This is a genomic window from Methanolobus zinderi (genome assembly GCF_013388255.1).
Lineage (GTDB): Archaea > Halobacteriota > Methanosarcinia > Methanosarcinales > Methanosarcinaceae > Methanolobus > Methanolobus zinderi.
Genome location: NZ_CP058215.1, coordinates 2,123,221 through 2,136,362, shown reverse-complemented (window position 1 = coordinate 2,136,362; position 13,142 = coordinate 2,123,221). Strand labels below are relative to the sequence as shown.

The window sequence follows — 13,142 nt, the reverse complement described above, 5'->3', positions numbered from 1 at the left end:
TCATTGATTATACTATATAAGTGAGATTTATATAATGCCATTATTCAAGTTCACTTACATATACTATTATTTATTCGATTCGTTAGAGCCACTTAGGCCATGGCAGATGAGTCTGGATCGCAATTTCTTTTAGTTCCTTTTTTATATTTGCATCAATTCTTATCAAAATGAAAAAGTATATTATTGCACCAAGGATTACAGGAACAATTATCAGTGATGTGCTTGAAGTGCTTCCCAGAAGCCGGTATAATATCAGGAAAACTGCCATACATCCGGAAGCTATCAGGATATTGATCACACTGGGATATTCTATATCAATCGATATAATATTTGATAAATATTTTTTTAATAATATGGAGTTTAGAGCTAGTGTTATTAATGTTGCTAATGCAGCTCCGTCGATTCCTATCACTGGGATTAAAAGGATGTTCAAAATCACATTTCCAATAGCACCTATGGTAGTTGCTTTGAAAGACATTTTCTGGAAATCCAGTGCACCAAGATACGTATTGAATAAATATTGGAATACATTCATTATTTGAGCTATTAAAATCAATACAAGTGTGATATACCCTTCTGAAAACTCGGGTCCATAGAGTCCGTAAAGTAATTTATCCCCTACAAGAATCCCGCCTATCATTACCGGTATAGCCAAGGTCAATGAGAAATTAATTGCTTTGGAAAGTGATTTTTCAATTAGTCCTATTTTTTGCTCTTTTCCCCAGCGACTTATCTTTGGCCATAGGGTCGAGCGAAGTGCAATAGTTGAAAATGATGCGAGTGCAGCAAACTGGACTGCTATCTGGTAAATACCAACGTCCGCATTTTCAAGATAGTAGCCGATCATAATTCTGTCTGCATAAGAATACACCAGTATCCCACTGGAAGTCAAAAATAACCAGAAGGAAAATGTTGACAGGTTTTTTATGTGTCTCCACTCAAATAAAGTAACATGCAGGTCAAAAAAACGTAACGCAATTGTTATCGAAACAATAATCCCGACAACAAATCCACCGGCCAACCCGGCCAGCTCATATCCTAGGAAAATTGCCATTATCTGAAATAAAATCCTTGATATATCCCCGATGTAATTTCCGGTTGCATGAATCCCCATTTTTCCGCAACCTGCTATGCCACTATACAGTGGCCCTTTAAGCATCGATAATGCGAGTGCCGCCAAAAGCCACAAAAAAATACCTGCATTGTCCAGATCAACAAAATAATCGCGAAGTTCTATTATCAGTATTAATATCGATAATGTGACAAACAGGCGCAATACAAGGGCCGCACTAAAGTATTCATTCTGTTCTTCACCCTCACTGATCCTTTTTATTGCAGCACCGCCAATCCCTCCATCAGTAACCATGCCAATGATGTTATGATAGGCCATGAAAAGAAAATATGCACCAAGGACTGATGCGCCTACTGTGCGTGCAAAATAGATTGTGCTCAAAAAACCAATTATCGTAAGTACAATCTGACCGCCGAAAGATATTATACTTTGCCTTTGTATTTCTTCAATACCCATTATTTTGGAGATCAATTTGCTGAATATGGGCATAATTTTGGTTATCTGTGAGGGGAAATCATCAATCTCGATTCTATTTAACTCATGCTGATGGCTAAATCTATGAAATTTTCATATCCGCTTCAACCATCATCTTTACAAGATCTTCAAAGCTTAAACCAGATTTCCATCCCAACTTTTCCCGGGCTTTTCTCGGATTGCCTATCAATAGATCGACTTCGGTTGGTCTGTAGTATCTTGGATCAATCTCGATCAGAACCTTATCCGTAGATGAATCTATTCCAACCTCATTGATTCCTTGACCTTTCCATTCTATGTCAATCCCGACTTCCCTGAAAGCAAGTTCAACAAAATTTCTTACAGAATGTGTCTCGCCTGTGGCTATCACATAATCATCAGGTTCATCCTGCTGCATCATGAGCCACATGGCTTCAACGTAATCTCCTGCAAACCCCCAATCTCTTTTTGCATCAAGATTCCCAAGGTATAATTTCTCTTGGACCCCTCTCTTGATATTTGCAACTGCCATTGTTATTTTTCTTGTCACAAAAGTTTCACCACGAATTGGAGACTCATGGTTAAATAGAATTCCATTGCATGCAAACATGTTGTATGCTTCACGGTAGTTTATTGTGATCCAATAGGCATACAGTTTTGCAGCCGCGTATGGGCTTCTTGGGTAGAATGGAGTGTTTTCACTTTGAGGTATTTCCTGGACTTTACCATAGAGTTCACTAGTTGATGCCTGATAGAACCTTGTCTTATTTTCCATTCCTAGGATACGTATGGCTTCAAGAAGTCTCAAAGTTCCGATAGCATCGGAGTTTGCAGTGTACTCCGGCGTCTCGAATGAAACCTGCACGTGGCTCTGAGCAGCAAGATTGTATATTTCATCAGGCTGCACCTCTTGGATGATTCTAATCAGGTTGGTAGAATCGGTGAGATCTCCATAGTGCATGAAGAAGTTGACATTCCTTTCGTGCGGGTCCTTGTAAAGGTGGTTCACTCTTTTTGTATTAAATGAAGATGATCTTCTTTTGATGCCATGCACGATATATCCTTTGTTAAGCAGTAATTCTGCAAGATATGCACCATCTTGCCCAGTAATACCGGTGATCAAAGCAGTTTTTGTCATGTGTTAAGCCTCTTTAGTATGAGCTAAATAGTTTTTTAAAATGGTTCTATATTCGATTTGAAAAAATCAATTGTTTTTTTTAATCCCTCTGTCAGGTCTATTTTTGGTTTCCACCCGAGAACTTCTTCAGCTCTGCTAATGTCAGGTCTTCTGACCTTTGGATCATCAATAGGAAGACTCTCATATATTATCTTTGAATCAGTACCAGTTATTCTCAATATCTCTTCTGCAAACTCCAGTATGCTCATCTCTATGGGATTTCCAATATTAACAGGTTCACTGCAGTTTGACATCATCAATCTATATATTCCGTCTATCTGATCTGATACATAGCAAAAAGAGCGTGTCTGACTTCCATCCCCGTATATGGTTAAATCTTCACCTTTCAGTGCCTGATTTATAAAATTAGGAACTACTCTTCCATCACCTGCTCGCATACGAGGACCATAAGTATTGAATATGCGCACAATACGTGTATCTATTCCATGGTGATTATGGTATGCCATGGTAATAGCTTCAGCATAGCGTTTTGCCTCATCATATACTCCTCTTGGTCCAATGGGGTTCACATTTCCCCAGTAAGTTTCAGGTTGTGGGTTTACAAGGGGATCACCATATACTTCAGACGTTGAAGCCACCAGTAATCTAGCACCTTGTTCCTTTGCAAGTCCAAGCATGTTATATGTCCCTAATGCTCCGACTTTCAAAGTCTGAATTGGTAAGTCAAGGTAATCAACAGGAGAAGCAGGGCTTGCTAAATGAAATATGAAGTCTATCTTATCGCCAAAATATATTGGCTTAGTTACGTCATGTTTGATATACTTGAATTTATCAGATTCGATGTGAGCAAGATTTCTCGTATCGCCTGTCACCAGATTATCAATGCAAATTACTTCGTGTCCCTTTTCAATTAATAGGTCACATAAGTGTGACCCTAAAAACCCTGCACCGCCGGTTACAATTGATTTCATGATATCACTCTTCAAAATTCAATAGTAGATGAGTCTCCTATGTTTAAAGAGTTGTGTTTTCCTATGACATTTGCATCATCTCCTACTATGGATGACTGTAAATTCACATTTGAAATACATGTCCTTGAGCCTATAACACTGTTTGATATAATAGAGTTCTCTACAACAGTACCTTCTGCAATTGATGCATAAGGTCCTATGACCGAGTTGGTGAACTTGACATTTTTTCCAATAGCTACAGGATGTATTATCACAGAATCCTCACTTAGATACTCTAAACTTATGTTTTCTTTTTCATCTAATAGTACCCGATTTGTTTCAAGGAGTGATTTAGCATGACCGCAATCATACCAGCTTGAAACTTCGAAGATCTTCAATTTGCAGTTCTGATTTATCATTTGCTGAAGAGCATCTGTTAGTTGGTATTCTCCCCTAGACCTCATATCTTTCTTGATCATATTCTCAAGGACTTCGAATAGTGCAGGTGTATCTTTAATAAAGTATACTCCCGCAATCCCCAAATTAGATGCAGGCTTTTCAGGCTTTTCCTCAAGTTTTTTAATACATGATGTGGTCTGCTCAAATTCTACAATTCCATACTTCTTAGGCTCATCCACTTCCCGTACCCCTATCGAACCTGCACATTTTTTGTTTTTAATATGTTTGTCATGGAATTCACGATATCCGGCTTTGAATATCATGTCTCCAAGGGCTATCATGATATCCGATTCAACAACATGCTTCTGTGTGACATATACCGAATGGGCTAGACCAAGTCTGTTTTTTTGCTCGACATATCTGATATTGAAAATATTGGCATAGTTTTTGTTCACGTATGACTTTAACTGTTCTTTGTGATATCCAACAACAAGTATCACTTCCTCAGGCTCAAGGTCAACCATTCTATCGAGAATATGGCCAATAATAGGTTTACCCGCTATATACACCATTGGTTTTGGTTTTGTATGAGTGTGGGGGAATAATCTTGTTCCTGTACCTGCAGCGGGAATGATGACCTTCATTTTTAATCTCCGTATTTTAGGCCTCTATATATATATATGTTACTATTTATATATTTCAGTTCATACCTTGTTTGGCAGAGTAATCATAAATTCAACTGAAATGATAATTTCTAGGATTATTTAACTCTCCCATACTCATCATCAAACCTGACAATATCATCCTCTTCCACATACTCTCCCAGTTGCACCTCAATTATCTCCAGAGGCAGTTTACCGGGATTTGAAAGCCTGTGCTTTGTACCGGCTCTGATATAAGTACTCTCTCCCTGTCTTAAAAAGAACTGTTGATCATCATTTTCCACACATGCCATACCTTTGACCACAACCCAGTGCTCACTTCTGTGGTGGTGCAGCTGCAGACTCAGCTTTTTACCGGGCAGGACTTCAATGTTCTTTATTTTGTGTCCACCGGAGTTCTCCAGCAATGTGTATGATCCCCATGGCCTGTAAACTGTATCGTGGATATTCACGCGCTCATCGTTTCTCTGTTTGAGGGTGTTGACAACACTTTTGACCTTTTCACTGCTCTTGCGAGGGCATACAAGCAATGCGTCGCTTGTATCTACAACGATCATATCATCTATATCTATGAGTGAAACAAGTTTGTTGTCCTTTGAATATACAAAATTGTTGTTGGAATCGACACAGACATTTTCACATGCAAGAGTACAGCTGTTATTGGTATCCTTCTCGGATTCAGCATAGAGTGCATCAAAGTTACCAAGATCGCTCCATTTGTGCTCAAGTTCCACAACACTTACTCTGGAGGATTTTTCCATGATTCCATAATCTATTGAGATGTTAGGCATTCTGTCATATATCTCTTTAATATTTGATGATCCGTCAAAAGCATTCCACACATCTGGAGCCAGGCTCTTCAATTCCTCCAGAAAAATGTCGGTATCAAAAAGGAACATCCCGCTGTTCCAGAGACAACCCTCTGCAATGTATCTCTCTGCATCTTCAAGACAGGGTTTTTCTCTGAATTCTAAGACCTTTCTGCCAACTTCAAGTTCCTCTCCCGGCTTTATGTATCCATAACCTGTATGTGGTTGAGTGGGTACTATCCCAAAAGTTACAAGATGATCTGAAGTAAGTTTTTCTGCACCTGATATTGTTTTCATTGCATCATTATCCAGTACATGGTCTGAAGAGAAAACGCCTACCACGGAGTTTCCATGTGCCTTTTCAATTTCCTTTATGCCATAACAGATTGCAGGGAGTGTGTTTTTGCCTTCTGGTTCAAGGAGAATGTTCTCATCGGGTATCTCATGACCCAGTTCCTCAACCTGGCCTATAACAAAATATTTGTGCATTTCATTTGTGACTACATAGATCTCCGATATGTCCGAGATCTGCAGACATCTTGAAACGGTATCCTGAAAAAGAGAGTTTCCTTTTATCTTCAGGAATTGTTTAGGATACAGTTCTCTGCTCAGTGGCCAGAGGCGGGTTCCGGATCCGCCTGCAAGAATTATTGATTTGATGCACATTCCTCCTCTTTATCCTATGTGGAAATTGTTCACTTGATATAAATAGGCATACGAATATCCGGGCACAATTCAAAGTGATTTCACGTATTTTATTTGAAGGGCTTTTACTCAACCTGCCTTATGATTGACGGGGTGTAGGGGTAGAGAAGGCCCACTGCTTTGGCTGTGGGATGAATCGTACCCAACCCTTTAATTAATCTAATGTTATCACAACTTTTTTACGCAACTAAAGCATATTGAAGTATAATGCGTAAGACATACAAGTTCCGTATCTATCCTACTAAATCACAACAAAAGCAGATGGAGCGTAGCTTAGAGATATGCAGACAAGTATACAATCGTACTTTAGCGGAACGAAAAACTGCTTATGAAGAAAGGGGAGAAACGTTATCAAAATATACTCTCAACAAACTACTTCCTGAATGGAAAAAAGAGAATCCAGATTATAAAGAAGTGTTCTCTCAAACCCTTCAGGAAGTACAGGAAAGAGTAGACCTTGCCTTTAAACACTTTTTCAGGCGTATAAGGAGCGGAGAAAAGCCCGGATACCCTCGATTCAAAGGCAAAGGTTGGTACGACAGCTTCACTTATCCTCAAATGGGATTTAAACTCGATAGAAATCTGTTATACCTTTCTAAAATCGGAAATGTACGTGTAAAGGTGCATCAAGAGGTCGAAGGTGACATTAAAAGGATCATTGTCAGACGCTCCGCATACAAAAAGTGGTATGTTTCCATAATAACAGAATGTGAAGATATAGAAATCCCAGAACAAACTATGGAACAAGTTGTAGGCATTGACGTAGGTTTATCGAGTTTCGCTACATTGTCCGATGGTACAACAATACCAAATCCTCGCTTTTTCCGCCTGGAAGAAAAAGAACTTGCTAAGGCTCAACGTAAGTTATCCAAAGCTCCAAAAGGTTCTTATGAACATAAAAAAGCTATAAGGATAGTACAGAGAGTACATGAAAGAATCGCAAACAAGCGTTATAATTTCATTCACCAGCTAAGTAGACAATTGGTAGATGAATATTCTTTCATTGTCTTCGAGGATCTGAGCATCAAAAACATGCTTAAAAATCATTGTCTTGCAAAGAGCATAGCAGATGCCGCATGGAACATGTTAATCACTGCAACAAGGTACAAGGCTGAAAGTGCTGGTTCTTTAGTTGCATTTGTTAACCCTGCGAATACTTCTAAGATGTGCTCAAGGTGTGGTCTGTTGGTTGATAAAAAATTAGCAGATAGAACACACAAATGTAATAGCTGTGGTCTGGTCTTAGACCGTGACCACAATGCCGCTATCAACATTCTCAGATTGGGATTGCAATCTGTCGGTATTAAATCCGTAGAAGCCCACGCACTTTAGTCGTGGGAGCAGTCACTTAACTCTTAAGTACTAGAAATCCAATCATATGCACAGATTTCTATCCCGAATTATCAATCTTTATAACGTGATCACATGCCATACAAAATTCTCGAGAAAAAACAGATCGCTCCCCAGGTTCACCTCATGAAAGTCCTGGCACCGGATGTTGCAAAGGCAGCAAAGGCCGGGCAGTTCATAATCCTGCGAATCGATGAAACAAGTGAACGTATTCCTCTGACAATTGCCGATTTCGATGCAGAAGAAGGATATGTGACTATTATATTCCAGGAAATGGGAAAGACCACAAAGCAGCTTGCAAAGATGAATGAGGCGGATGAGCTTCAGAATTTAGTGGGTCCGCTCGGAACCCCTGCTGATGTAAGGAAGCTTGGCACAGTCATCCTTGTAGGTGGCGGTGTCGGTATAGCTCCAGTTTATCCTCAGGTGAAGGCATATCGTGAAGCAGGAAACAAGGTAATATCAATAATTGGTGCCAGAAGCAAGGATCTGCTCATACTCGAGGATGAGATGGAGGCTGCAAGCGATGAATTTCATGTGGCCACAGATGACGGTTCCAAAGGACATCATGGCTTTGTGACCGATGTTGTAAAAGAGATCCTTGACAGCGGCGAGGATGTTACGAGGATAGTTGTCATAGGTCCTCCAATTCTGATGAAAGTGGCAGCAGGTATGACAGAGCCTTATGGTGTGGAAACCATTGTCAGCCTTAACCCGATAATGATCGACGGTACCGGTATGTGTGGTGGCTGCAGGGTATCCGTCGGTGGCGAGACCAAGTTTGCCTGCGTTGACGGACCGGAATTTGATGCACATAAGGTGGACTTTAACCTGCTAATGAGCAGACTTGCACTGTATCGCAATGAGGAGTCCGAATGTCTTGAAAATCATGAATGCACCTGCAGGGGTGGTAACTGATGGCAGCAAGAGAAAAAATGCTTCATCAGGATCCTGAAAAGAGGGTTGAGAATTTTGACGAAGTAGCCCTGGGTTATAGTGAGGAACAGGCACTTGCTGAAGCTGCACGCTGCCTTGAATGCAAGAATCCAAAGTGTGTTGAAGGCTGTCCGGTAAATGTCGATATCCCGAGCTTTATTGCTCAGGTAAAGGAAGGCAAATTCGATAAAGCCATTGCCACTATCAAAGAAACCAATTCTCTGGCTGCTGTATGCGGGAGGGTGTGTCCGCAGGAAGTGCAGTGTGAGCAGTACTGTGTGCTTGCAAAGAAAGGCGAACCAGTTGCTGTAGGACGACTTGAGCGTTTCTGTGCTGATCGGGAAAGAGAGAAAGGTGTGGAAGCTCCTGTAAAAGCAGAACCTACAGGCAAGAATGTAGCTGTCATAGGCGCCGGGCCAGCAGGACTGACAGCAGCAGCTGATCTGGCAAAAGCCGGGCATGCAGTTACTCTCTATGAGGCATTACATGACACCGGTGGAGTGCTCACCTACGGTATACCCGAGTTCAGGCTTCCCAAGGCAATTGTCAGGGAAGAGGTGGACTATATTAAACAGCTCGGTGTGGATGTCAAGGTGGATTATGTCATAGGTAAGATAAAGACCCTTGACGAACTAAGGAATGAATTTGATGCGGTTTTCCTTGGAACCGGCGCTGGCCTGCCAAAGTTCATGGGTATTGAAGGAGAGAATCTCAATGGGGTTTATTCTGCAAATGAGTTTCTCACAAGAGTAAACCTAATGAAAGCATACCGTTTCCCGGATTATGGTACTCCTATCAAAAGAGGCAAGCGTGTTATCGTAGTAGGCGGAGGTAATGTCGCCATGGATGCAGCACGCAGTGCCCTTCGTCTTGGTGCGGATGAGGTGAGTGTAGTCTATCGCCGTGGTGAGGATGAGCTTCCTGCACGAAAAGAGGAGATTGAGAACGCAAAGGAAGAAGGCGTTGTGTTCAGGTTGCTTACAAACCCTGTGCGTATCCTCGAAGGCGAGAACATGACAGTCAAAGGTGTCGAGTGCATTAAGATGGAACTTGGAGATCCTGATGAGTCCGGCCGCAGAAGACCTGTGTCGGTAGAAGGCTCCGAATTTGTCATTGATGCGGATATTGTGATCATTGCCATAGGTACTTCTCCTAATCCAATGATCCTCTCGGGTTCCGAAGGTCTGGAAGTTGGCTCTCGTGGTACGATAGTTGTAGATGATTCCGGGAAGACCTCTCTGGAAAATGTCTGTGCAGGCGGTGACGCAGTTACCGGTGCGGCGACTGTTATCAGTGCCATGGGTGCAGGTAAGCTCGCTGCAAAGACCATCAATGAGTATCTCAAGAATAACTGAACTCCGGCTCTCTATACAGTAAAACATGGTCCGCTTCTGCGGACTGAATTCTTATTTTATAATTTTATTATCCTCTAAGTGAAGTAACAAATGGTACAGGTTCAATGAATAAAAGCAGATCTTATAGACGTAAAACCTCAAAAAGCAGTTTTTCCGGTGCTGGTTCTAAAGGACGCAGGTCGAAAAACTCAAGCCCAAGACATGCGGATAATGAAAAGGATTTTATTTTCTGGTGTGACGGGTGTAACGTTCCTCTTATCGAAGAAAAATGCTGCAGTTGCGGGGAAAACGGACTAAAGATTTCCTTATCCCAACCCGCGGATGTGAGGTTTTGCTCTCCTTATGAAAGGCAGGTTCTTCATGAACAGCTAATGAAGTCTTTTTCCTGTGATCCCATTGATGAACGCATTGTGCTGCTGAACAAAATCCCCGGGGATGACAAGACCGATGAGGTTATTGTGGATGGTCTGTTCTTTGGCATCCTGAGGTTTGATTTGCAGTTAATGGATTACACTTTCGAGCCGATGGTTCAGGGTGCTAAAATACTTCTTTGTCATTGCAGCAATAAAGTCGTCACTATAAAGAAAAGCAGGAAACATCTGAACGGAAAAAAACTTAGTTCTGATATGATCGAGAACATGTCTGCTGGCATAAAAAGCGGAGACTATATACTTGTTGTTTCTGAAAACCTGACAGGCTATGGAGTAGCATACTGTGATGCGGAAGACTTCCGGAAATATGAAGGTCCGGTCCTGAAGGTACGGAAACTGGATTCACAGAAAGTTGCCCTAAATTCCCGGTTTTCGACAATGGATGAGGTGATAGCTGCAAACGTACAATATCTGAGGACCCTCGGTAAAAATGCCATGAACACGATTAAGGGGATAGCAAACCAGAAGCATTACAGATCACTTCCTGTAAATGTCTCATTCAGTGGTGGAAAAGATAGTCTTGTGATACTGGACCTGGTTACAAGCGCTCTTCGGAAGAGGGATGTTAAGGCGTTTTTCCTGAATACGGGTATTGAATTCCCGGAAACCGTGGATTTTGTACATGAATATTGCAGTAATAATGGCATCGAACTGATAGAAAAAAAAGCATCCACTGGATTCTGGGATAATGTGGAAACCTTTGGCCCTCCTGCAAAAGATTTCAGGTGGTGCTGTAAGATCTGCAAGCTTGCACCTGCGAACGAGGCTATGGAACAGTGTCTGGAAACTGCTCCAGTTTGTCTGACCATTGACGGTAAAAGGAAGTATGAATCTTTCAGCAGGTCAAAGATCGCCACCAGTGAGAACAATCCCTTTGTACCGGGGCAGCTCAACATTTTTCCGATAAAGGACTGGAGGGCAATAGAAGTCTGGCTATATATTTACTGGCGAGGCTTGCAGTATAATCCTCTTTATGATATGGGATTTGAAAGGGTGGGCTGTTACCTGTGCCCTGCTGCACTTTCCGCAGAGTACATGCGTCTGAAGGATCTGCACCCCGAACTTTACGGTCGCTGGCATTCTTTCCTTCTGGGCTGGGCTAAAGGAGCAGGTATGCCTGAAGAGTTTGTAGCTCATGGTATGTGGCGCTGGAAAGAACTTCCTCCAAAGATGATCAAGCTATGTAAAGAGATGGGAATATCCGCCTCTTTTGAAATTCCCGAGAGTTTTTTTGATATTAAGATAACTTCGGGTATTTCTCCCTGCAAGGCCAGTGGTTATACTATCGAGGGGGCAATCAGTGGTCTTTCCATGAAAAGGACTGCCAATATCATGAATATCCTGGGAAAAACCAGTCTTTCAGAGGAATTAGGTCTGCTGTTCACCGAAAGGTATTCTTCAACTGTGAAGATATTCTCCTCGGGCAGTATGGTAGTAAATTCGGAGACCAGGGAAAAAGCGGAAGCTCTATTTAAAGAAGCTTCAATACAACTGTTAAGAAATCACAAGTGCACAGAGTGTGGAATATGCATCAATGCCTGTCCACGGGGATTTATCAGCCTTGATGCAGGAAAAGGCATCATCATAGGTGAGGGTTGCACATCCTGTGGGAAATGCACTGATTCATGTGTTGTTGTAAAATATCAAAGTAAACTTTAAAAACTTATAAATACATTTGTTATGTGGGTTGTACGGTGGTTATTAATAGATCGAGAATATTATAATATGCAATCTATACATTGTGGGATATTACAGAATGAAGGCAGATTTTACTCAAAAGGACGGCGTGTCACGTATACTTGACTCCAAATGGAAGATAGCCATAGGTGCTTTCTTTCTTTTACTTCTGATCATACAGATATTCATATTTCTGCCCCTTGCAGATGGTCTGGTTCTGGGGCTTGTGTTCGCATACATTTCCAGGCCTATATTCCACAAACTTGGCAGGTTTCCACGCATGGGAGCTTTGATCGCAACAATGTTTATTGTTGTGCCTGTGGTTTTCATTATAGGTTCAGGTCTGTTCGAGATATTCCGACAGATCGGCTGGATCATCGAGAATCAGGCAGAGGTACTGAACTTTTTGCTTGATACTTTCAGGACGATTGATATTCCTCCCAGTTACACCGATAATGTAGAACAATTGATATGGGATTTCTCAACTTCCTTCTTATCACTGATAGGCAATGCAGGAATTTTTTCCTATGCATGGAATCTGATGATGTTTGGTCTTAATCTTATAGTAGCAATTATTGTGTGCTATTTCCTGCTGGCTGATGGCCATAAATTCTACAATGCAGTAATAAATATTGTCCCCTCACAATGGAAAAATTCGGCGATCAGGTATTTCGAGCATCTTGATATCATTCTGCAGGGTATTTTTATAGGAAACGCATCGGCAGCACTTGTAGTAAGCCTGCTGTCGTTGATCGTCTTCTATGCATTCGGCTTTCCCAACATACTGGCACTGTCGGCCCTTATATTCATAGCATCTGTGATACCGATGTTTGCGGGATATATGGTCCTGCTGGCTCTTTCAGTATACCGCTATCTTGATCAGGGTCTCGAAAGTGCAGTAGTGTTTTTCGTGGTAGCATCGATAGTGATCTATGTTCCGCCTGAGCTTTTCCTGCGCCCATATCTTGCAAGCCTGAAATCGCATATCCATCCTTTACTGATTCTGCTTGCTTTTCTTGGCGGTGCCTTTGTGGGCGGTATAGCAGGATTCTTTGCTGCACCAATACTTCTTGGTGCCATTGTAGCCGGTTACCGGGTATATGTGGATGAAGGGTCTGATGTTTACGCTTATCCTGATAATGTATCACCACATTCGGAAACCGAAACATCTGACTGATATTTCCCTTTTTTGCCTTACGCCATTT

Annotated in this window: 10 protein-coding genes; 5 read left to right on the top strand and 5 right to left on the bottom strand. The window is 41.6% G+C overall.

Annotated elements, in window-relative coordinates; translation table 11 throughout:
- Positions 1-82 precede the first annotated feature (82 nt).
- From HWN40_RS10520 to HWN40_RS10500, 5 genes are all read right to left on the bottom strand, one after another.
- Positions 83-1,528 carry a flippase gene (locus HWN40_RS10520; protein ID WP_246275902.1) on the bottom strand — a complete coding sequence of 482 codons (1,446 nt, stop codon included), beginning with the start codon at positions 1,526-1,528 and terminating at the stop codon, positions 83-85.
- Positions 1,529-1,628: 100 nt separating this feature from the next.
- Entirely contained in the window at positions 1,629-2,663 is a 1,035-nt protein-coding gene (gmd, locus tag HWN40_RS10515) for a GDP-mannose 4,6-dehydratase (RefSeq protein WP_176965684.1), read from the bottom strand.
- 35 nt (positions 2,664-2,698) lie between these two features.
- Positions 2,699-3,634, bottom strand: a complete 936-nt coding sequence (locus HWN40_RS10510) for a UDP-glucuronic acid decarboxylase family protein (protein ID WP_176965683.1) — start codon at positions 3,632-3,634, stop codon at positions 2,699-2,701.
- An 11-nt stretch (positions 3,635-3,645) separates the two neighbouring features.
- On the bottom strand, positions 3,646-4,656 hold the full coding sequence (locus HWN40_RS10505; protein WP_176965682.1) for a sugar phosphate nucleotidyltransferase: 1,011 nt from the start codon (positions 4,654-4,656) through the stop codon (positions 3,646-3,648).
- A 116-nt stretch (positions 4,657-4,772) separates the two neighbouring features.
- Entirely contained in the window at positions 4,773-6,149 is a 1,377-nt protein-coding gene (locus HWN40_RS10500; protein WP_176965681.1) for a mannose-1-phosphate guanylyltransferase/mannose-6-phosphate isomerase, read from the bottom strand.
- 246 nt (positions 6,150-6,395) lie between these two features.
- Between HWN40_RS10500 and HWN40_RS10495 the strand changes: the two genes are divergently transcribed.
- From HWN40_RS10495 to HWN40_RS10475, 5 genes are all read left to right on the top strand, one after another.
- Complete coding sequence (locus HWN40_RS10495) at positions 6,396-7,520, top strand: RNA-guided endonuclease InsQ/TnpB family protein (protein WP_176965680.1); 1,125 nt, start codon at positions 6,396-6,398, stop codon at positions 7,518-7,520.
- Positions 7,521-7,613: 93 nt separating this feature from the next.
- Positions 7,614-8,456: a sulfide/dihydroorotate dehydrogenase-like FAD/NAD-binding protein gene (locus tag HWN40_RS10490; RefSeq protein WP_176965679.1), complete on the top strand. Its 843-nt coding sequence runs from the start codon at positions 7,614-7,616 to the stop codon at positions 8,454-8,456.
- On the top strand, positions 8,456-9,829 hold the full coding sequence (gene gltA, locus HWN40_RS10485) for an NADPH-dependent glutamate synthase (RefSeq protein ID WP_176965678.1): 1,374 nt from the start codon (positions 8,456-8,458) through the stop codon (positions 9,827-9,829). The genes HWN40_RS10490 and gltA overlap by 1 nt, the downstream gene beginning before the upstream one ends.
- A 104-nt stretch (positions 9,830-9,933) precedes the next feature.
- Positions 9,934-11,919: a phosphoadenosine phosphosulfate reductase domain-containing protein gene (locus HWN40_RS10480; RefSeq protein ID WP_176965677.1), complete on the top strand. Its 1,986-nt coding sequence runs from the start codon at positions 9,934-9,936 to the stop codon at positions 11,917-11,919.
- A gap of 97 nt (positions 11,920-12,016) precedes the next feature.
- Positions 12,017-13,114, top strand: coding sequence for an AI-2E family transporter (locus tag HWN40_RS10475; RefSeq protein WP_176965676.1), 1,098 nt, complete (start codon positions 12,017-12,019; stop codon positions 13,112-13,114).
- Positions 13,115-13,142: the final 28 nt, after the last annotated feature.